Source organism: Buchnera aphidicola (Mollitrichosiphum nigrofasciatum), assembly GCF_039388045.1.
Classification (GTDB): domain Bacteria; phylum Pseudomonadota; class Gammaproteobacteria; order Enterobacterales; family Enterobacteriaceae; genus Buchnera_K; species Buchnera_K aphidicola_B.
The window spans coordinates 81,261-103,958 of record NZ_CP135015.1; the positions used below are offsets into that span (position 1 = coordinate 81,261).

Consider the following 22,698-nt stretch of genomic DNA (forward strand, 5'->3'; position numbering starts at 1 on the left):
TATTATATATTTTTAATTAATATATTTTTAAAATAAATTTGGAATTATATGTATATTTGTAAATTAATGAATGAATTGAGGTTCCGCGGTTATATATATCAAATGACTGATCAAAAATTAATATTAAAATATTTTTCGAATAAATCTAATTCTTTATATTGCGGTTTTGATCCTACTGCTGATAGTTTACATGTTGGGCATATTTTACCATTATTTTGTTTAAGAATATTTAAATTTTATGGACATACGCCTTTTATTATCGTCGGTGGAGCAACTAGCTTAATTGGAGATCCAAGTTTTAAAAATAGTTTTAGAGAACATTACTCTTTATTTGATATTAAATTAAGAGTATTAAAAATTACTAAACAAATTAATCTTTTCTTACATTCTAATATTAAAAATTCATATTTTATATTAAATAATTATAAATGGTTTAAAAAGATAAATGTTATAGATTTTTTTAAAAAAATTGGAATATATTTTTCTATAAGTAGTATGATTAATAAGGATTCCATAAAAAAAAGAATTTATCGTAAAAAGCAAGGAATATTATATAGTGAATTTTCTTATAATTTATTACAATCATATGATTTTGCATATTTATATAAAAAATATAATGTTTTATTACAAATTGGTGGTTCAGATCAATGGGGTAATATAACTTCTGGTATTGATTTAACACGTAAATTATATAAATCAAATGTATGTGGAATGACTTTACCTTTATTAATACAATCTAATGGTTTAAAATTTGGAAAATCGGAAAAAAATACTATATGGTTAGATTCTAAACGCACTAGTCCGTATAAATTTTTTCAATTTTGGTTAAATATTGACGATAGAGATGTTATACAATTCTTAAAATTTTTTAGTACGTTTTCTTTATCTAATATTATGAAAATAGAAGAAAAATTTTTTTGTAAAAAAATACATCCTATTTATTTAAAGTATATTATTGCTTGTTCATTAACGCATTTTATTCATGGTTTGGATAAATTATATTCTGTTAAACGTATTACCTCTGTTTTATTTGGAGGAAATATAGATATAATTACATTATATGATTTTCAACAATTAGAAAAAGATGGTATACCATTTTTAAATATATATGATATATTGGATTTAGAGACTGTTTTAGTATTATCTTCTTTTGCACCATCTAAAACACAAGCACGTAAAATGATTGCTTCAAATGCTATTTCTATTAATCAAAAAAAAATAGATGTTAAGTATATATTTAAAAAATCCGATAAATTATATAAAAAATATACGTTATTATCTAAAGGAAAAAAGAATCATTTATTATTAATATGGAATTTTTATTAATAAAATTATTATATTTGAAAACTTTCACCACATCCACATGTATTTTTTTTACTTTCATGTGTAAAAATAAAAGTTTTATTTAGTCCTTTTTTAATAAAATCTATTTTTAAACCTTCTATATATTTTTTTTGTTTCTTTTTAATAAAGAATTTTATATTTTTAGATTTTATTAAATATTCTTTTTTTTTAATTTCTTTTATTTTTTTAAATTTTAAATCATATTTATATCCAGCGCATCCTGTTTTTTTAATGTTAATTATTATCCCTATAATATTTTTATTTTTTATTAAAAGTTTATTAATTTGTTTAAAAGCATTTTTTGTTAGTTTTATTTTATTTTTTTTTAATATACACATATTTTAAAAATTTTATACAATTTTATTATTATAATATTATTTTTTATATTATATATCAATATAAATTTAATTTAAAATATATTTTATATTTAACATGTTTTTAGTTTTTATTATCATTTATTTGTAACAATTTTACTTTGAAATAATATTTTTATTAGTGATGTTAATATTTTAAAATTATAAAATATATTTATAATACTTACATATTTTATATTATTTTGATTTAAATTTTTAATAAAATTATAATTTTATATAAATTTGAATTTATTTCACTACTTTAAAAATTAATTTATGTATTTTAAAATATTTTTAAATCTTATTTTTTAGATTACAATTATTTATTAATTAAATAATATATATTCAGGTTATTTTTAAATTTTATTATTTGAAATTTTTTTTTTGTTTTAATATTTATATTAATTTTAATTAATATTATTTTTTTATTAATTTTTAAATTTTTATATTCACAATATATTAAATTTTTCAATTAATCTAATAATTTTTTAATTCAATTAAATATTTTTTCTTTTTTAGTTTAATAATTTTTTAGAATTTTTATTGAATAATTTATATACTTAAAATATTTTTTTTAAAGAAATTAATTTTTAAGTTTGTTAATTTTTATATTATACCGATTATTTTATTATTTTACAGTTATAAAATTATTTAGAGAATATAATGAAAAAAACTGATGAGTTACGTACTGTACGGATAGATCCTTTGATTACACCAGCAAATTTAGCTAAGTGTTACACACTTACTTCTGATATTATGGATAATGTTATTCAAACTAGAAAAAATATTGCTAATATAATGAATGGACAAGATAAACGTTTATTAGTAGTAATTGGTCCTTGTTCAGTACATGATCCTGTTGCTGCAATTGAATATGCTAAAAGATTAATTGAATTAAGAACAAAACATTATTCAAGATTAGAAATAGTTATGCGTACGTATTTCGAAAAACCTCGTACTGTAGTTGGTTGGAAAGGATTGATATCTGATCCAGATCTAGATGGAACTTTTAGAGTAAATCATGGTTTATCTATAGCGCGTAAATTATTATTAGATATTAATATGTTAGGTTTACCTGCTGCTACAGAATTTTTAGATATGGTTATTGGACAGTTCATAGCTGATTTAATAAGTTGGGGTGCTATAGGTGCAAGAACTACAGAAAGTCAAATTCATCGTGAGATGGCTTCTGCTCTTTCTTGTCCTGTTGGTTTTAAAAATGGAACTGATGGTAATATAAATATTGCTATTGATGCTATTAGAGCAACACGTGCAAGACATTTATTTTTAGCTCCAGATAAACATGGTCAAATGACTATAAATCATACTAGTGGCAACCCTTTTGGTCATGTTATTATGCGTGGTGGTAAAAAACCTAATTATAAGGCTAAAGATATAAATTCTGCAATAAAATTATTAAGTGCATTTAAATTACCAGAATATTTAATGGTTGATTTTAGTCATGGTAATTCATTAAAACAACATAAAAATCAATTTAAAGTAGCTGAATCTATTATTGAACAAATTATTCAAGGCTCTAAAAATATTTTTGGTGTTATGATAGAAAGTTTTCTTGAGGAAGGTTCACAAGATATTAATAATAAAGATTGTTTAATTTATGGAAAATCTATTACTGATGCATGTTTAAGTTGGGAAGATAGTGTGCAAATAATTAATGATTTATCAAAAGCAGTTGCATCTCGTTTTTAATTTATATGGTGTCAGTCTACAATGATTGACATTCATGTTTTTTGTTTATTACTATTTTGTTATTTTATATTGCAAATTATATAAATCAAATTTATATTTTAACTAGTATGAATTAAAATTGTAATTAAGGTGTTTATTATGCCTACTATAACGTTTTTAAATGGTGAAAAAAAATTTTATCATGAAAATGTAACTGTGCTGAATATAGCTCAAGATATTAAATATAGTTTTAAAAAAATATGTGTTGGGGCTTATATCAATGGTTTATTAGTTGATTCAAATACTATTGTAGAAAATGATTCTATTGTGTCTATTTTAACAATACATGATTTTGAAGCTTTCAATATTTTTAAGAATACTTTTATACATCTTTTAGGTTATGCAATTACATTGTGTTTCCCGCAAGCAAAATTACTTCATAGCGGAATAACAAATAGTGGATTTTATTATGATATAGATAATTTCTTCTCCGTGAATAAAAATGATATTAAAAATTTGCAAAATTGCATGCATGCATTAATTAAAAAAAAATATAATATTTCTAAAATTACAATATCATATTCAGTTTTAAAAAAAATTTTAGTTCATTGTAAAAATAAATATAAAATAATGTCTATTATTAAGAAGTTTTCTAATATTAAAAAGTATAATTTATATTTTCATGAAGAACATTTTGATTTTTTTTTAAATCCTCAAGTTAGAAATATTTCTATGTGTAAGTATTTTATATTAGATAAGGTGTCAAGTATACATTGTAAAGTTGGTGAAGTTGGTAAAATTGCACAAAGGATTCATGGTGTAGGATATTTAAATAAAAAAGATTTTAATTCTCATTTAAAAAATGTTGCTGAATTAAAAAAAAGAGATCATAGAGAAATAGGAAAAAAATTAAATTTATATCATATACAAGATGATTCTCCAGGTATGATATTTTGGCATGAAAATGGTTTAATAATTTATAAATCTTTAGAAAATTTTATTCGCGGTAAATTAAAAAAATATTTGTATATTGAAGTTAAAACTCCTATTTTAATGAATCGATCCATTTGGGAACGTACTGGTCATTGGGATAATTACAAGGATTCTTTATTTTCTTTAAAATTAGATAACAAAAATTATTGTATTAAGCCTATGAATTGTCCAGGGCATATTGAAATATTTAAAAAAGGTTTAAAATCTTATAGAGATTTACCTATTCGTATGGCTGAATTTGGTTATTGTCATAGAAACGAATCTTCTGGTTCTTTACATGGTTTATTGCGTGTACGTAGTTTTACACAAGATGATGCACATATTTTTTGTACCAAAAGGCATATAAAAAAAGAAATTAATAATTGTATTAAAATGATTTATGAAATTTATAATGTGTTTGGTTTTTCAAATATACAAATTGATTTTTCTACACGTCCGGAAAATCGTATTGGTGACGATAGTATTTGGGATTGTGCAGAAAAAGATTTAGAAACAGTGCTTGCTGATAATAACTTAATGTTTAATTATAAAAAAGGAGAAGGTGCTTTTTACGGGCCTAAAATAGAATTTATATTGAAAGATTCATTGAATCGTAAATGGCAGTGTGGAACTATACAATTAGATTTTTACTTATCTTCACGTTTAGATATATTTTATATTGATAAAAATAATAAAAAAAAATGTCCCATTATAATACATAGGGCAATTTTAGGTTCTATAGAACGGTTTATAGGTATATTAATTGAAGAATATGTAGGAAATTTACCAACTTGGTTGGCTCCGATACAAATAATTATATTAAGTGTAAATAATAAACATGATCATTATGTTAGAAAAATTTTTAAAAAATTTTATATTGTTGGTTTAAGAATACAAATGAATTTAAAGTGTGATTCAGTTAGTTTAAAAGTTAGAGAAGCTATTCTTCAAAAAATACCTTATATTATGATTTGTGGAGATCAAGAAGTTCAAAATAACTCTATTAGTGTACGTAATAGATTAGGTAAAAAATTTATTTTAACAGATATAAATAATTTTATAACTCGTTTAAAAAAATTAATTTCGATTTGTAGTTTTAATTTATTGGAGGAATAAAGTATTAAAGGTATAAAAAAAAATAAGGTTATTAGAAAAAATCGTATTAATAATGAAATTCAATCTCAAACAGTACGTTTAACAGGTGTTCAAGGTGAAAAACTTGGTATTGTTACTTTACAAGATGCTTTAGATAAATCTTTTTATGCTGGTTTAGATTTAGTAGAAATTAGTCCTAATGCTGAGCCACCTGTATGTAAAATTATGGATTATGGTAAATTTTTATATAAAAAGAATAAATTATTAAAAGAGCAAAAAAAAAAACAAAAAATTATTCAAATTAAAGAAATTAAATTCCGACCAAGTACAGAAAAAGGTGATTATCAAATTAAATTACGTAATATAAAAAGATTTTTAATAGATGGTAATAAAGTGAAAATTACTTTACGTTTTCGAGGTAGAGAAATGGCGCATCAAAATATTGGCATACAAGTTTTAAAAAAGATTCAGAATGATCTTTTAGATATTGCTATTGTCGATTTTTTTCCTTCTAAAATAGAAGGCCGCCAAATGATTATGATTTTATCATCTAAAAAAAAATAATTTTTTATATTATTTCAATTACAGAATTTATTTAGGAAATTATTATGCCTAAAATTAAAACTTTACGTAGTGCATCAAAACGTTTTAGAAAAAATGCTTCGGGTATGTTTAAAAGAAAAAAAACAAATTTACGTCATCTTTTAACAAAAAAAACAACATCTTATAAAAGGAATATTCGCAAAAAGGTTATTATATCACGTTCAGATTTATCTAAAGTTATGTCTTTTTTACCATATTTATAATTTTTAAGGAGATTATATGACTCGTGTAAAACGAGGTGTAGTAGCTCACGCTAAACATAAAAAAATTTTGAAACAAGCTAAAGGTTATTATGGAGCGCGTTCAAGAGTATATAGAGTGGCATATCAAGCAGTAATAAGAGCTGGTCAATATGCTTACAGAGATAGAAGACAAAAAAAAAGAAAATTTAGACAATTATGGATAACTAGGATTAATGCAGCGGTAAGAGAACATTGTTTATCTTATAGTACTTTTATTTATGGTTTAAAAAAAGCAAATGTTCATCTTGATCGTAAAATATTATCTGATATAGCTATATTTGATGTTTTTTCATTTACTAAATTAGTACAATTAGCAAAAAAATTTTTGTAATATATTATTATATTAGCGGGAGTAGCCAATCTCCCCTTCTTTTTTTAGGTTTATGTTTTTAGTAAGGGGTTTTCCATAGATATTAAAATATTAATTTTAAAATTATTAATGAGATAATTATGTTTAATTTATTAAAATTAATTAACGATATTAAGTTGCAAGTTAATTATGCTAAAAAAATAGATACATTGAATAACTTGAGAAATAAATATATTAGTAAAAATGGTGTTTTAACAAAAAAAATAAATAAATTATTATCATATAATATTTTTTATAAAAAAAAATATGGTTTTTTTTTACAAAATTGTAAATTTAATATAATAAAAAAAATTTTATTTAAAAAAAAAAAAATTAATGAATATTTTAAAAATAAAAAAATACTTTCAGAAATTTTTGATTATAGTTTACCTGGTCGTTGTTTAAAATTTGGATCTTTGCATCCAATAAGCTCAACAATATGTGAAATAGAAAATTTTTTTGAAAATATTGGTTTTCAGGTTTTTTATGGTCCAGAGATAGAAGATGTATATCATAATTTTGATTCTTTAAATATTTTTTCAGATCATCCTGCTAGAGATATGCATGATACTTTTTGGTTGGATAAAAAAGCGTTACTACGTACGCAAACTTCTAGTATGCAAGTACGTATTATGCAACAATTAAAACCTCCTGTACGTTTATTATTTCCAGGTAAAGTTTTTCGTAAAGATTTAGATTCAACACATACACCAATGTTTCATCAAATAGAAGGTCTTATTATTGACAAAAATATTAATTTCTCTAATTTAAAATGGATTTTAGAAGAATTTTTGAATTTTTTTTTCGATAAAAAAGTACATTTAAGATTTAGGACTTCATATTTTCCTTTTACTGTCCCTTCTGCAGAAGTGGATATTAAAAAAAAAAATAGTAATTGGTTGGAAATATTAGGTTGCGGTATGGTTCATCCAAAGGTTTTACAGAATATGAATGTAAATACTAAAATGTTTAAAGGTTGTGCATTTGGCATTGGAGTTGAAAGAATAATATTATTAAGACATGATATATTAGATATACGAACATTTTTTGAAAATGATTTACGTTTTTTAAGTTTATTTAAGTAATACAAGGTGAAATAATGAAATTTAGTGAATTATGGTTACGTAAATTTTTACATTTAAATATTAAAACTAAAGATATTAAAAAACAATTAACTTTGATAGGGATAGAAGTGGATAATGTTACACAACATTATATAGATTTAAGAAATATTATAGTAGGTAAAATAATGTTTTGTTATGCTAATAATGTTAATTTTATTAATGTTGTTGATATTGGTAATAATGAATATTTATTAATTAAATCTAGTATTAAATTGTTTAAAAATATAAAAGTTATTGTTAAAAAGATAAAATATATAAATTCAATTTATTATAAAAAAAATATTTTTAAAAATTTTTTTTATAAAAGTATGATATGTTTATATAAAGATTTATTTGTATCTAATAATAATAACTTAATTACTTTATATAAAGATTCTAAAATTGGTTACAATATTAATAAATATATTATTAATAAAGATAATTTGTTTAATGTAAATATTCCTTCTAACAGAATGAATAGCATTGGTATTATAACTCTTGCACAAGAATTATATGCTTTTAATAAGGTTAATTATAAAATACCTTTACAAATAAATAATATTAATCCAACTATTTCTAAAACTTTAAAATTATTAATTTGTTCAAATAAAAATATAAAATACTTAGGAAGAATTATTACTAATGTGAATTTACATACCCACACGCCTTTATGGATACAAGAAAAATTATTTCATTGCGATATTTCTTCTAAAGATATTATAACAGATATTATAAATTATATTTTTATAGAAACTGGTCAGCTATTACATATATTTAATTATGAAGCTATAAATAATAATATTTATGTACGTTTATCAAAATACAAAGAACATTTTTTTTCATTAAATAATAAAATCTACACTTTGGATAAACCATATTGGGTTATTGCAGATGATAAAAAAATTTTTTCATTAGGTGCTAATGGTTTATCTAAATTTGCAAGAGTGAATAATGATGTAAATGCAATTTTTATAGGTTCAGTAAATATAAAAACAATTATTAATTATAAACTAAAAAATTTTGATAATATCTTAAAATACTCAAATATGTATTTTGGAAAAACAATTGATTGCAATTTACAAGAATATATAGTTAATTATGCTACGAAATTAATTTTGAAAATATGCGGTGGGAATGTATCGAATTTAATATGTAGTGATTTTTTAAAAAAAAAAAATATTATTAAAAAAATTAAATTAAATATTAAAAATATATATTCTGTAATTGGATTTTATATTTCTGAACAAAAAATATTTAATATATTAAGATATTTGAATTATAAAATATTTATTTATAATAAGAATATTTATGTATCACCTCCTAGTTCACGTTTAGATGTTAAAATCAAAGAAGACGTTATAAATGATATTATTCGTATTTATGGATGTAATAATATTTTAAGTAAACCTTTTACTAGTATTTGTCAAGTATATCGAAAAAATAATTTTAAAAATGTTATTGCAGAAATGAAATCTATTTTGGTTAATAAAGGTTATCATGAAATTGTTAATTATTCTTTTGTAGATCCTAAAATGCAAAATATATTATTTCCTAAGAAAAAAACAATTGTTTTAAAAAATCCTATTTCTCGGGATTTATCTATATTACGTACTTCGTTATTAAATGGTTTAATAAAAACATTATTATATAATAAAAATCGTCAACAAGAGAATATTCGTTTATTTGAATCAGGTTTGTGCTTTTTTCCAGATAAAAATGAATATTTAGGAATGAAACAACAATTTTTCTTTTCAGGTATTATTTATGGTACACAAAATCCAAGACATTGGGGGTATGTAAATAAAAAATTAGACTTTTATGATTTAAAAGGAGATTTGGAAAATATATTTACAGTTTTAAATAAATATTTTTTTGTGAATTTTCAACCTTTAAATGAAAAATTTTTATTTTTACATCCAGTAAAAAGTTCCAGTATTATAATTCAAAATTCATATAAGGGATTTATGGGAACTTTGCATCCTAAATTACAAGATGTCTTTAATTTAGATAATACCGTTAATTTTTTTGAATTTTCTCTAGATATGAAAATGAATCATAAAAAAAAAATATTTTTTTCATCTTTTTCTATGTTTCCAAGTAGTAAGCGTGATATTGTAGTGATAATTTCAGAAAAGATTTTATCTATAGATGTTATTAAAATTTGTAAAAATATTTCGAAAGAAAATATAATTGATGTTTGTTGTTTTGATGTTTATAAAGGTTCAAATGTTATAAAAGGATGTAAAAGTATAGCTATAGGTTTAGTTTTTCAAAATAAAAAATATACTTTGCAAGAATATGAAATTAATTTTTTTGTGGAAAAGTGTATTTTTGCTTTGCAAAAAATTTTAATGCGCGATTAAGAGAAAATATTTTTTAAAAAACTTATTATTTAAAGTATTATTAATATTATATATTAGCATAATATTTTGTTAATGAATATTTATATTATTATTTTATATAAATAAATTAAAATTTATTATTTTTAAGAAAATTTTTTTAATGTTATATATTAGTAAAATTCTATTGTTTTTTTTGTAGGTGTTTTTTTTATTTATGGTGATTTTCTTAAAAAAAATATTAATTGGTTTTTTAAAAATTAATAATTGTTTTATTGCTTTTATTTTTTTTTGTTTTAACAATATTTTTATTTTTTTTTTGATTTTAGTGGTTAAATATAATATTTTTTTTTCTTCTTTATGATGAATTAATTTAATATTAATATTTTTATTTTTAATATTTTCGTTTTTTTTTAAAAAGTTATTTATTCTTTTATATATTTTAATAATAGAATTTTTATGTTTATAATTTAAAAAATCATGTGTATTAATAATTATTTTATTTATAAATAATAAATTTTTTATACTATTTTGTAATAGAATAAAATAAACTATGTTTTTTTTATATCCTAATTTTATATAATATTCTAATACTTTATTTTCAATAAATTTTAAAATATTTTCATGTATTTTTTTTTTTTTATTTTTTTTTTTAGGTGTGTATAAATTTATGTTAGTTTTAACTATTTTATTTAAATTTATTTTTATTTTATTTTGTATAATTATTTTAATAATTCCTATAGTAATACGTCGTAAACCAAATAAGTCGTTTTTACCTTTAGGTTGCTTATTTATAATAAACATACCTGTTAAATTATCAATTTTATCTACAATAGATAATATAGAAGATAAATTATTTTTTGGTAAATTATCGTTAGAAAAACAAGGTTTATAATGTTCTTTAATAGCTGTATATATTTCTTTTTTTTCTTTATTTTTTTTTGCATAATACATACCTGCAATTCCTTTCATTTCCGGAAATTCTGTTACTATTTGTGTTAGTAAATCACATTTAGATAAATAAGCGGATCTTATAGCATATTTTATATTAATCATGTTTTTTTTAGAAATTGTAATTATTAATATTTGTAAACGTTTTGTTTTTTCTAATAAATTTCCAATTTTTTTGTGAAAAATAATATTTTTTAATTTAAAATAATTTTTTTCAAAAATTTTTTTTAAATCATTTTTGTAAAAGAAATTTGCATCATTTAGACGTGCATTTATTACTTTTTGATTCCCTGCAGTAATAAAATGCATGTTTTTGGGTTGAATATTACTAATAAATATAAAATATTTTGTTAATTTTTTTAATTGATTATATATTGGAATACATTTTTGAAAGTTTTCTAATATATGAATAACAAATTCCTTAGGTATTCTAATGAATTTTTTTTTAAATTTTGCTAAACATATCTTAGGCCACTCTACTAATGAAGTTATCTCGTTTAAAATATTTTTTTTAATTTTTACTTTTCCTTCAATTTTATTTACAATATTAATTATGTCATTTTTTATTTTATTTCTTCTTTTTTTAAAATTGTTGATCACTTGTCCTAATTTTAATATTTTTTCTGTATATTCTGCTGGATTGTTAATTGTTATTTTTTTGTTATAAATATATGGATTGCCATAAATTTCTCTTTTTGTATTTATTTGAAATATATTTAATTTTATTATATTTTTATTTAATAATAAAATTATATTTTTAACTGGACGGATAAAACGTTCTTTACAATGACCCCATTTCATTAATTTAATTAAATAAAATTTTGATAAAATTTTTTTAATTATTTTTTTAATTAATATTTGTATTTTTATTTTTTTTAATTTATATGACAAAAATATTTTTTTTTTGTTTTTAATATATATGATTTGTTTTTTTTTTAAATTGTATTTTTTTATCCAAGCGTATGCAATTGAATTTAAGGTTCCGTTTTTATTAAGTGCGTATTCTGTAGATGGACCTGTGTTAAATTTTTTTTTGTGTAAATAATATAATTCTGTTAATTGTATACCTAATCTTCTTGGAGAAGCAAATATTTTTTTTTTTTTAAAAATAATATTTTTTTCTTTAAATTTTAAAATAATTCTATTTGTTAATTTTTCTGATATATCACATAATATTTTAGATGGTAATTCTTCAGTCCCAATTTCTAATAAAAAATTATATTTCATTTTAATTTCCCATATTTTTGTATATATTTTTTTGCTATCAATATTGTTACATTTCTAATTTTTAATATATAACGATTTCTTTCGGTGTTGGAAAGTAAATTTGTCGCATCTAACAAATTAAATTGATGTATCGCTTGTAATATTTGCTCATATGCTGGAAATATTAATGCCGGTTCTATATTAATTAATCTTATTGATTCCGTTAAAAATAATTCGAAACAATTAAATAAAAATTTTTCATTTGAATTTAAAAAATTATAATATGATTGTTCTATTTCGTTTTTTAAAAATATATCTTTGTAAGTTATTTTGTTTTTTTTTTGCCATATTATATCGTACACAGAATTTATATTTTGTATGAACATAGCTAATCGTTCTAAACCGTAAGTTATTTCTATCATAATAGGATCACAATTTATTCCTCCTACTTGTTGAAAATATGTAAATTGTGTAATTTCCATTCCGTTTAACCATACTTCCCAACCAACTCCCCAAGCTCCTAATGTTGGGTTAGACCAATTATCTTCTACAAAGCGTATATCATTAATATTAGTATCTATTCCTAAATTTTTTAGAGAATTGATGTATGTATTTTGTATGTTTTTTGGTGATGGTTTGAGAATTACTTGAAATTGATAATAATGTTGTAATCTATTAGTATTATTTCCAAATCTACCATCACAAGGTCTTCTAGATCCTTGTATATAAGCTGCAGATGCTGGTTTATTATCAATAGCTTTAAAAAATGTTTGGTTATGAAAAGTTCCTGCTCCAATAGGTAAATCTAGAGGTTTGTAAATTACACATTGTTGTTTCAACCAAAATTCTTTTAATTTTTGTATAATTTCATAAAAACTTTTTTTTTTCAAGATATATAATCCATGTTAATTAAAATTTTTATATTTTATTTTAAAATTATAATATAATTCTTTGTTATAAATATTTGTATTTTTTATTTTTTTTAAAAATCTTTTGTATATTTAAATATAAATAATTTTCATTTATGCAGTAGTATATTATATTAATAATGTTAAATTATAGTATTATTTTATAAATAATTCATATTAGTATTGTAATTAATAATTGTACATGTTATTTTTTAAAAATTGTTAATAAAATATTTAGTTTTGGTTTATATTATGTTACTAATTAACGCTTTAAATAGAATAAATACAGGCACTGGTTCGAGTAGGCGTTTGAGACGTTTAAATAAAATTCCTGCTATTTTATATGGTAAAAATATTAAAAATATTTCTATTGAATTAAATCATAATAATATTTTAAATATAAGTAATAAATTAAATTTTAAACAAGATACAATTACAATGTCGCTTAATAAAAAAAAAATTTTAGTTAAAGTGAAAAATATACAATATCATGTTTTTAAGAAAAAAATATTACATATGGATTTTATTTTAATTGATTAAATTTTTTTATTTTCTGTAATATATTTGCGCGAAATAATAATTTAAAAATTATTTTTTCGTGCTAATGTTTAAATGTTATTTATATTAATTATTTAATATATTATATAATATTTTAAATAAAAAATAAAATTGAATGGAATATTATAATTAGTGTTTCAATTATACTAATTAAAAAAAATAAATAAGATAAATTTTTTATAATTTTATAATTTAAAATAAAAAAGTTATTTGTATTTTTTTGTATTTTTAAAAACATCCATATTCTACACCAAATAAATAAAATTATGGATATTAATAAAAAAAAAATATGGTTTTCATTATTATATTTTGTGTTTCTTAACATTGATCCTGTGTATATTCCAGGAATTAGGTATATAATAGGCCAAAATATACAACTTAGGGTGTTTGGTAGAAAAAAGGATTTTAAAGGTATTTGTAATATACCTGCAGTTATAGATGTTAATGGTCTTGTTATTTTAAAAAATTTTCCGATGAATATTATTTTAAAACTATTATTATATGATTTTTTTTTTATTTTATTAAATATATGTATGTATTTTTTAATAAAATATAACTTATATAAATAGTATTGTATTTTCCAACCTATATAATAAGAAAACCAATCACCTATTAAACAACCTAATATACTGTATAAAAATACACAATAAATAGATATTTCCCCGCTTCCAATAAGTACACCTAAAGTACTCATAAATACAAAACTAGGTATAAAATAACCAATAATTGCAAAAGATTCTAAAAATGCAATTAATATTATTATTATAAAGTGATTTAAGGATTGTGTAATAAAATATTCAAAAATATATTTCATATATATTAAATTTCCTAACGTTATTAATTGAATATTTTATATATTATATTAGTAATTGCAAATATTATAATATATTTTTATTTCATTATGTTATGAATTTAATATTATATAATATTTAAAAGTATTTTTATAAATACAATTTTGTAATATTTTTTAGTGTTAATTTGTTTTTAAATAAATATTTGCTTATTATATTATAATTTTTTTAAATATAGGATGTAAAATAATATATGCGGTTTTTTTTTAAAAGAAAATTTAGTCAAAATTTTTTACATGATAGAAATATTATTCAAAATATTATAAATTTTATAAATTTTAAGTTTAAAGATAAATGTATTGAAATTGGACCGGGTTTAGCTGCTTTAACTGAACCAATTTGCAAATTAGTTGAAAAATTATATGTAGTTGAAATTGATAAAACAATAGTTGAAATTTTAAAAAAAAAAAAATTTTTTAATAAATTAATAATTTTTAAAGATGATATTTTGAATTTTAATTTTGATAAAATTTCTAAAGATGGTGATTTAATTCGTGTTTTTGGGAATATACCTTATAATATTTCTACTCCTTTATTAATGCATTTAATTAAATTTTATAATATTATAAAAGATATATATATTATGTTGCAAAAAGAAGTGGCAGATCGTTTATCTGCTTGCCCTGGTAATAAAAATTATGGTAGATTAAGTATTATAATGCAGTATTATTATAAAATAAAGAATGTTTTTACTATATCTTCTAATTCTTTTTATCCTAAACCTAAAGTGCAATCAATATTTGTTTTTTTAAAACCTTATATTAATAAAAAACCATATTTTTTAAAAAATGTAGATATTTTAAGTTTAATTACTAAATTAGCTTTTACACAAAGAAGAAAATGTTTATATAATTCTTTATCAGCCATTGTAAGTAAAGATGATTTATTGAAATTAAATATACAACCATTTTTACGTGCTGGAGATATTAGTATTCAACAATATTGTGATTTAGCTAATTATTTATCTAAATAGATTAATATTTTAAAATATTACTAAACATTTTAATTAAGGAGAGAATATATGGCAACTTATATTATAGGTGATATTCATGGTTGTTATGATCAATTACGTGCAATATTAAAAAAAATTCATTTTGATAAAAAAAAAGATTTTTTGTTAGTAACTGGGGATTTAGTATCTAAAGGTTTGTATTCATTATCAGTTTTACGTTATTTAAAATCTCTTGGAAATAAAGTTAAAATAGTTTTAGGCAATCATGATTTACATTTTTTATCAATATTTTATGGTATACGAAAAAATAATACAAAAAATAATTTAACGGAATTATTAAATGCTCCAGATGTATGCATTTTAGTAGATTGGTTAAGAAAACAAAAAATTATGTATTTAGATCTTAAAAAAAAAATTATTATGACACATGCAGGTATATTTCCTTATTGGAGTTTATCTACAGCATATTTATATGCTAAAAAAATTGAACATTATTTATCTAGTGAAAATTGTGCATATTTTTTGAAAATTATATTAGGTAATTATCCTATATCAGATAAATATTGTAATACTAACACTGATTTATATCGTTTTATAATCAATACTTTTACGCGTATGCGTTATTGTTGGTATAATAGAACAATGGATTTTAAGTATGTTAATTTTCCTATTTTATCTAATAAATGTATTAAACCTTGGTTTAATTTTAAAAATAAATTAAATATGGTAAATTACTCTTTTTTTTTTGGACATTGGTCGGCTTTATGCGGTAAAGGTACACCAAAGAAAATATATGCTATGGATACGGGTTGCTGTTGGGGACGTGCTTTAAGTATAATGCGTTTTGAAGATAATCTTTATTTTATTCAAAAATGTGTTTTTTGATTTTTTGCAATTTAATTTATTATTTTTTTTAAATTTAATTTAAATGAAATTATAATTCCTATTATAAAATTAAATTTTTTTAATATTGTTATGTTTAATATTTATGAATATTTAAAATTTTAGTGGTTTTTCGTTTATAAATTTATTTATTAGGTTCCAAGTTTTGTATATAATATTTTTATATAATTAAATATATTGTGTATTTTTGTTCGGTTTTTTATTTTAGATTTTTTTTTAATACGTCATTCATATTATATAAACCTGGTGTTTTTTTATAATATAACCATTCTGAAGCAATTAATGCTCCAATTGCAAATGTATTTCTATTCATTGCTATATGTGATAATTTTAATATTTCGCTTTCCATAGTATAAAATATTGTATGTTCTCCAATAATATTCCCTGCTCTTATTGTTGCAAAAGATATTTTTTTTTCTTTTTTCTTGTTTTTGTTTTTTGATATATTTTTTTTTGTATTTATATTTTTTTTAATTATTTTTGATATACTTAAAGCTGTTCCAGAAGGTAAGTCTTTTTTTTTAATATGGTGTTTTTCTAAAATATCTATATCTGATAAATTCCCTATTTTTTGAGTTATTTTTTTTAAAGCATCTAAAATAACATTTATTCCTATACTAAAATTGGCAGATTTTAAGATATTTATTTTATTTTTGCTATTTTTTATTTTTTCTTCTTCTATTTTATTAAAACCTGTAGTTCCAATAACTATTTTTTTATTATTTTTAATACAATTTTTTAAATTTTTTATTGTATTCTTTGGTGTACTAAAATCAATTAATACATCAAAATATTGATTTACATTATTGATAGAATCACTTATTAAAATATTTTTATGTAATTTTTCAGATAATAGATTTTTAATTTTTTTTATAATATTTTCTTTTTTTTTTTTAACTAATAAAACTGATAAGATTAAATTTTTTTGTTTATGAATATTTTTAATTAATATTTTACCCATTCTTCCGATAGCGCCTGAAATTCCAATTCTAATTTTTTTATTTTTCATATAACCTTATAATATTAATATAATAAATTGTGCACTTTTAATTTTAAATTATTAATAANAAANNTTTCTTTTTTTCTTAATATATTATTTAATATTAATTTAAAATTTTAATATTTGTGTTTTTTAAATTTTAGTTATCTTGAATATTTATTTTAAAATAATATATTTTATAAAATAATTTACAAAAATTTTCTTTTTTCACCTGCACTAAATAAATTACATAAACATCTTTTGCAAATTTTTTGTTCATTTTTCAAAATTATTATTTTTTTAACATAATTCCAACATCTAGGACATTTATGTCCATTATGTTTTTTAATAACTATTTTAAATTTTTTAATTATTGTTGATTTAAACGCATTTCTTGGTGCATTGTTATAATCTTTTAATTTTATACCAGAAGTAATAAAAAGAAATTTTTTTTCTTTTTTAAATAAATTTATTTTTTTTTTTNAATTTTATATTAATATACAATATTATTATTGCTTCTAAAGAACTGTTTATTTCTTTTTTATTTCTAGATAATTCTAATGCTTTATTTACTTCATTTTTTATTATGATCATTTTTTTCCAAAATTTATCATTAAATAATTTTGATTTTTCTTTTTTTTTTTGTATTTCAAACCATGTTGTAGTAAATATATATTCGTGTTGGTCTTTTGGTAAATAATTCCATATTTCGTTTGCTGTAAAAGATAATATTGGACATATCCATTGTATTAATGATTTTAATATATAAAATATTGTTGTTTGACTACTTAATCTAGATTTATTTTGTTTATTTAATGTATATTGTCGATCTTTAATTATATCTAAATAAAAAGAACTTAAATTTTTTATGCAAAAATTCATAATACATTGAATAATTTCATGAAATTTATATATAGAATATAAAAAAATTATTTTTTTTTGTATTTTTTTTGTTTTTAAAATAATCCATTTATCTATTTCTACCATATTTTTAAATTTTATTATATTTTTTAATTTAAATTTTTTTAAATTAGCTATGAGAAATCTTATTGTATTTCTTATTTTTTTATAATTATCAATAGATTGTTGAATTATCGTTTTAGAAATTACTATATCATTACAATAATTAGTTGATGAAGCCCATAATCTTAATATATCTGCTCCAAAATTTTTAATTATATAATTTGGACTAATGGTGTTATTTAAAGATTTAGACATTTTATTTCCATTGTGATCAACAGCAAAACCATGAGTTAATATTGTTTTATAAGGTGCTTTTTTTTGAATTATGGTTGAAATAATTAAAGATGACATAAACCATCCTCTATACTGATCGGATCCTTCTATATATATATCTGCAATATTTTCTTTTTTTTTATTTGAAAATATTTTTGATATATGTAAAGCACCAGACTCAAACCAAACATCTAGAACGTCTTTTGTTTTTTTATATTTTTTTTTATCGATTTGCATTTTTTTTGTAATATTGTTATTCCACCATTCTTCCGTCCCATTTATTTCAACAAATTTTGATATTTTTTGCATTAAAGAATACATTTGTGGATGTATTTGTCCTGTTTTTTTATTTATAAAAATTGTTAATGGTATACCCCATGTTCTTTGTCTAGAAATACACCAATCAGGTCTATTTTCTAGCATTTTTTTCATTCTTTTAAAACCCCAATTTGGAACCCAATTTACTTTTTTAATCAATTGAATACATTTTTTTCGTAAATTATTTTTGTTCATGTCTATAAACCATTGCAATGTTGCGCGAAATATTATGGGATATTTATGTCGCCAACAATGTGGATAATTATGCTTTATATTTTTGTTATATATAAATTTTTTATTTTTGATTAGAATATCTAAAATTTTCTTATTTACTATTGAAACATTTTTATTATTTATAATTGGGTGTATATTTTTTTTAAAATTTCCTTTGTTATCAATTAAATTTTTTGTTTTTATTTTATATTTTTTACATACTATATAGTCTTCTTGACCGTGATCTGGTGCGATATGTACAGCTCCTGTACCCATTACTTCTGTAACATAAGGAGATAAAATTATAGGTACATTTTTTTTTAAAAAAGGATGTCTACATTTTGTGTATTCTAATTTATAACCTTTAATGGTTTTTAAAATCCTCCATTTCTTTATTTTTAATTTATTCATTATTTTTAAAACTAATTTTTTAGCTATAATTATTGTATATAGTTTAGTTTTTATAAATTGGTATGTGATATTTGCATTGACAGCAATAGCGGCATTTGAAGGTAGTGTCCAAGGTGTTGTAGTCCATATAAGAATATTTATATTTTTTATATTTTGTTCTATGATTTTAAATTTTTTTTTAATTAATTTAACATTTTTAATTTCAAATATAACTATCATTCCAGGAGAGGTTTTATTTTTATATTCTATTTCTGCTTCAGCTAAAGATGATTTACATTGTGTGCACCAATATACTGGTTTATGTTCTTGGTATAAATATCCTTTTTTTAATATTTCTGATAACGTGCGTATTATATTTGCTTGATTTATATAATCCATGGTTAAATTTAAATTATTCCAATTTGCTATTACTCCTAATCTTATAAAATCTTTTTTTTGACTTTTAATATTTTTAATTACGTATTTTTTACAATTTTTTCTAAATGTTTTTTTTTTAATTTTTTTTTTTGGGTTTTTTTTTTCTATTTGGTGTTCTATGGGTAAACCATGACAATCCCAAGATGGTTGATATAGTGTATATAAACCAGAAATGTTTTTTGATTTTATTATTATATCTTTTAATATTTTATTCAATGCATGTCCAATATGAATATCACCATTAGCATATGGTGGTCCATCATGTAATATAAATTTTTTTTTTTTTTCGTTTTTTTTTTTAATAATTTTGTATATTTTTTTTATTTTCCATTCTTTTAATATATTTGGTTCTTTATAAATTAAATTACCTTTCATAGAAAAATTTGTATGTGGTAAATTTAAAGTTTTTCTAATATTACTCATATTTATCTCTTAAAATTTTTTATTTAAATATTTAATGTTAAAATAATTAGATACTTTTATTATATCTTGGTTAATTTGTTTTTTTAATTCATATATTGAATAGAATTTTATTTCATTTCTTATTTTTTTATGTATTATTAATTTTATTTTTTTATTGTATAAATTGCAATTAATATTAAATATATGTAATTCTAATATTTTTTTTTTTTTTAAAAAAGTAGGTTTTATACCAATATTTGCTATTGCGTAATTTTTTTTATTTAATATTTTTTTAACAGTGACGATATATACTCCATTAGATATTGGTATTTTTTTACATATTTTTATATTTGCAGTTGGAAATCCTATTTTTGTACCTATTTTGCATCCGTGTATTATTTTTCCTTGGATATTTAAAAGAATTTTTTTATTGAAATTGTTATTTTTCATATTTTATATTAATATAATTTAGTGTTTAAAAAAATTAAATTAAATAAAATATATATATTTTAAATAATATTTATTTTTTAAAATTTAATATATTTTAAATTAAATACTTATATAGTTTAATTTTTTTTAAACAATTAATATTTATATAATAAATATATTACAAGGATTATATATTATAATTATTTATTATAAGATTTACAAATATAAGATATTTATTTAATTTTGGTATTATATACTTGGTATGATATTATATTTTTAAAAATAAAAAATATTTTTTAAATATATTTTTAAGGAATAAATTGTGGGAAATATTAAATCATCTATAAAAGATGCAAAACAGTCAATGAAACGTAAAAAACGTAATGCAAGTAATCTTTCCACCATAAAAACATATATAAAAAAAGTTCGTCAAGCTATTATTTTAGGTGATAAAATTATTGCCATGAATGAATTTAAAAAAATGCAAAAAATTTTAGATAGATACGCAACTAAGGGTTTAATACATAAAAATAAAGCAGCAAGACATAAATCAATTTTATATCGTCATATTTCTAATTTAGCTTCGTAAATTTATATTATATTATAAATCGCTTCCTAATTTTCCTTAGGAAGCATTTTTTAAATATTTATTTAGTCAATTCATCAAAAAATTTTTTAACTCCATCAAAAAATCTTTTAGATAATGGGTTGTTATTTGAAATTTTATGTTTATTAGATATATCTCCAAGTTTTAATAATATATCTTTTTGTTTTTTATTTAAATTTACAGGTGTTTCTACAAATACTTTGCATAATAAATCACCTTTTCGATTATTTTGTATAGATTTAACACCTTTTCCTCTTATACGAAATAATTTACCAGATTGTGTTTCAGCAGGTATTTTAATTTTTATACATCCTTCTAAAGTTGGTACTTCTATATTACCGCCTAAAGCTGCCATTGTAAAATTAATTGGTACTTTGCAATATAAATCATTTTCGTTTCTTTTAAAAATATTATGTTTTTTAACTTTTATTTGAACATATAAATCACCTGGTAATTCATTGTTTATATTTTTTTCACCTTCATGATTTAATCTTATTTTATCACCAGTATTAATACCTGCTGGTATTTTCACTGACAGTGTTTTTGTTCTTTCTATTTTTCCAGATCCATTACATGTATAACAAGGATTATGAATTACAGTACCTTGACCATTACAAATAGCGCAAGATTGTTGCACAGTAAAAAATCCTTTTCTTATGTGTATTTTCCCTTTACCATTGCAAGTAGAACATATTTGTGCTTTACTTCCTTTATCTCTTCCACTACCATAACAAACATTGCATTGTTGTGATTTTGGAATATTTATTTTTTTAGTTGTTCCTTTTACTGCTTCTTCTAAAGATAATTCCATTTTATAATACAAATCTGATCCGCGTGTATTTTTATTGTTTCTATTATTTCCGAATATATCACCAAATACATCTCCAAATATATCTCCAAAATCAGCTGTACTCGAAAATGTACTACTATGAAAATCATATTCATGATTACCTGTATTTGAACCTTGTTCAAATGCTGCATGTCCGTACTGGTCGTATGCAGTTCTTTTATCATGATTTGATAAAATTTCGTAAGCTTCTTTTATTTCTTTAAATTTATTTTCTGAATTTTTATTACCTTGGTTTCTGTCAGGGTGAAATTTTATTGCTAATCTTTTGTACGCCCTTTTAATCTCATGATCTTGTGCATTTTTTTTTAGGCCTAAGATTTGGTAATAATCTTTTTTTGCCATATATTATTTTCCTTAATTTTATACACGAGTGTTTTTAATTGCAACACCCGTTATTATTTATTAAATTTTTTAGTTT

Annotated in this window: 19 protein-coding genes and 1 pseudogene; 12 read left to right on the plus strand and 8 right to left on the minus strand. The window is 20.0% G+C overall.

Going from position 1 to position 22,698, the window contains the following annotated elements; all coding sequences use genetic code 11:
* Nucleotides 1-48 precede the first annotated feature (48 nt).
* Nucleotides 49-1,326: a tyrosine--tRNA ligase gene (tyrS, locus tag RJT30_RS00410; protein WP_343190382.1), complete on the plus strand. Its 1,278-nt coding sequence runs from the start codon at nucleotides 49-51 to the stop codon at nucleotides 1,324-1,326.
* Between the two features lie 8 nt (nucleotides 1,327-1,334).
* On the opposite strand, the gene RJT30_RS00415 is transcribed toward tyrS, so the two are convergent.
* Nucleotides 1,335-1,682, minus strand: a complete 348-nt coding sequence (locus RJT30_RS00415) for an iron-sulfur cluster assembly accessory protein (RefSeq protein ID WP_343190383.1) — start codon at nucleotides 1,680-1,682, stop codon at nucleotides 1,335-1,337.
* A gap of 678 nt (nucleotides 1,683-2,360) precedes the next feature.
* On the opposite strand from RJT30_RS00415, the gene RJT30_RS00420 reads away from it, so the two are divergent.
* The 7 genes from RJT30_RS00420 to pheT all read left to right on the plus strand — a co-directional run bounded on the left by RJT30_RS00420 (nucleotide 2,361) and on the right by pheT (nucleotide 10,113).
* A complete protein-coding gene (locus tag RJT30_RS00420; RefSeq protein ID WP_343190384.1) occupies nucleotides 2,361-3,407 on the plus strand; it encodes a 3-deoxy-7-phosphoheptulonate synthase in 1,047 nt (348 codons plus the stop codon).
* A 138-nt stretch (nucleotides 3,408-3,545) separates the two neighbouring features.
* Complete coding sequence (gene thrS, locus RJT30_RS00425) at nucleotides 3,546-5,474, plus strand: threonine--tRNA ligase (protein ID WP_343190385.1); 1,929 nt, start codon at nucleotides 3,546-3,548, stop codon at nucleotides 5,472-5,474.
* A 3-nt stretch (nucleotides 5,475-5,477) separates the two neighbouring features.
* The gene (infC, locus tag RJT30_RS00430) at nucleotides 5,478-6,017 is read left to right on the plus strand and encodes a translation initiation factor IF-3 (protein ID WP_343190483.1); all 540 of its coding nucleotides are present in this window, start codon (nucleotides 5,478-5,480) and stop codon (nucleotides 6,015-6,017) included.
* Nucleotides 6,018-6,061: 44 nt separating this feature from the next.
* Nucleotides 6,062-6,259, plus strand: a complete 198-nt coding sequence (gene rpmI, locus RJT30_RS00435; RefSeq protein WP_343190386.1) for a 50S ribosomal protein L35 — start codon at nucleotides 6,062-6,064, stop codon at nucleotides 6,257-6,259.
* A 16-nt stretch (nucleotides 6,260-6,275) separates the two neighbouring features.
* On the plus strand, nucleotides 6,276-6,629 hold the full coding sequence (rplT, locus tag RJT30_RS00440; RefSeq protein WP_343190387.1) for a 50S ribosomal protein L20: 354 nt from the start codon (nucleotides 6,276-6,278) through the stop codon (nucleotides 6,627-6,629).
* Between the two features lie 119 nt (nucleotides 6,630-6,748).
* Nucleotides 6,749-7,732: a phenylalanine--tRNA ligase subunit alpha gene (pheS, locus tag RJT30_RS00445; RefSeq protein ID WP_343190388.1), complete on the plus strand. Its 984-nt coding sequence runs from the start codon at nucleotides 6,749-6,751 to the stop codon at nucleotides 7,730-7,732.
* Nucleotides 7,733-7,746: 14 nt separating this feature from the next.
* Complete coding sequence (gene pheT / locus RJT30_RS00450) at nucleotides 7,747-10,113, plus strand: phenylalanine--tRNA ligase subunit beta (protein WP_343190389.1); 2,367 nt, start codon at nucleotides 7,747-7,749, stop codon at nucleotides 10,111-10,113.
* A 93-nt stretch (nucleotides 10,114-10,206) separates the two neighbouring features.
* On the opposite strand, the gene glyS is transcribed toward pheT, so the two are convergent.
* Both glyS and RJT30_RS00460 read right to left on the minus strand, forming a co-directional pair.
* A complete protein-coding gene (gene glyS, locus RJT30_RS00455; RefSeq protein WP_343190390.1) occupies nucleotides 10,207-12,267 on the minus strand; it encodes a glycine--tRNA ligase subunit beta in 2,061 nt (686 codons plus the stop codon).
* On the minus strand, nucleotides 12,264-13,136 hold the full coding sequence (locus RJT30_RS00460) for a glycine--tRNA ligase subunit alpha (protein ID WP_343190391.1): 873 nt from the start codon (nucleotides 13,134-13,136) through the stop codon (nucleotides 12,264-12,266). The genes glyS and RJT30_RS00460 overlap by 4 nt, the downstream gene beginning before the upstream one ends.
* Nucleotides 13,137-13,406: 270 nt before the next feature.
* Between RJT30_RS00460 and rplY the strand changes: the two genes are divergently transcribed.
* Entirely contained in the window at nucleotides 13,407-13,694 is a 288-nt protein-coding gene (gene rplY / locus RJT30_RS00465; RefSeq protein ID WP_343190392.1) for a 50S ribosomal protein L25, read from the plus strand.
* Nucleotides 13,695-13,806: 112 nt separating this feature from the next.
* Here the strand turns inward: rplY and RJT30_RS00470 are convergent, their stop codons facing one another.
* A complete protein-coding gene (locus RJT30_RS00470) occupies nucleotides 13,807-14,526 on the minus strand; it encodes a DedA family protein (protein WP_343190393.1) in 720 nt (239 codons plus the stop codon).
* Nucleotides 14,527-14,756: 230 nt separating this feature from the next.
* Between RJT30_RS00470 and rsmA the strand changes: the two genes are divergently transcribed.
* Entirely contained in the window at nucleotides 14,757-15,536 is a 780-nt protein-coding gene (gene rsmA, locus RJT30_RS00475) for a 16S rRNA (adenine(1518)-N(6)/adenine(1519)-N(6))-dimethyltransferase RsmA (RefSeq protein WP_343190394.1), read from the plus strand.
* Nucleotides 15,537-15,584: 48 nt separating this feature from the next.
* Nucleotides 15,585-16,400, plus strand: a complete 816-nt coding sequence (locus RJT30_RS00480) for a symmetrical bis(5'-nucleosyl)-tetraphosphatase (RefSeq protein ID WP_343190395.1) — start codon at nucleotides 15,585-15,587, stop codon at nucleotides 16,398-16,400.
* A gap of 217 nt (nucleotides 16,401-16,617) precedes the next feature.
* On the opposite strand, the gene dapB is transcribed toward RJT30_RS00480, so the two are convergent.
* The 3 genes and pseudogenes from dapB to RJT30_RS00495 form a co-directional block, all read right to left on the minus strand.
* Complete coding sequence (dapB, locus tag RJT30_RS00485; protein WP_343190396.1) at nucleotides 16,618-17,427, minus strand: 4-hydroxy-tetrahydrodipicolinate reductase; 810 nt, start codon at nucleotides 17,425-17,427, stop codon at nucleotides 16,618-16,620.
* 179 nt (nucleotides 17,428-17,606) lie between these two features.
* Nucleotides 17,607-20,415 (minus strand): annotated as a pseudogene (ileS, locus tag RJT30_RS00490) (isoleucine--tRNA ligase).
* Between the two features lie 9 nt (nucleotides 20,416-20,424).
* Nucleotides 20,425-20,844 carry a riboflavin kinase gene (locus RJT30_RS00495; RefSeq protein WP_343190397.1) on the minus strand — a complete coding sequence of 140 codons (420 nt, stop codon included), beginning with the start codon at nucleotides 20,842-20,844 and terminating at the stop codon, nucleotides 20,425-20,427.
* 301 nt (nucleotides 20,845-21,145) lie between these two features.
* Between RJT30_RS00495 and rpsT the strand changes: the two genes are divergently transcribed.
* Nucleotides 21,146-21,412 (plus strand): 30S ribosomal protein S20, encoded by a 267-nt coding sequence (rpsT, locus tag RJT30_RS00500; protein WP_343190398.1) that lies wholly within the window; start codon nucleotides 21,146-21,148, stop codon nucleotides 21,410-21,412.
* Nucleotides 21,413-21,470: 58 nt separating this feature from the next.
* Here rpsT and dnaJ read toward each other — a convergent pair whose 3' ends face one another.
* The gene (dnaJ, locus tag RJT30_RS00505; RefSeq protein ID WP_343190399.1) at nucleotides 21,471-22,622 is read right to left on the minus strand and encodes a molecular chaperone DnaJ; all 1,152 of its coding nucleotides are present in this window, start codon (nucleotides 22,620-22,622) and stop codon (nucleotides 21,471-21,473) included.
* Between the last annotated feature and the right edge of the window lie 76 nt (nucleotides 22,623-22,698).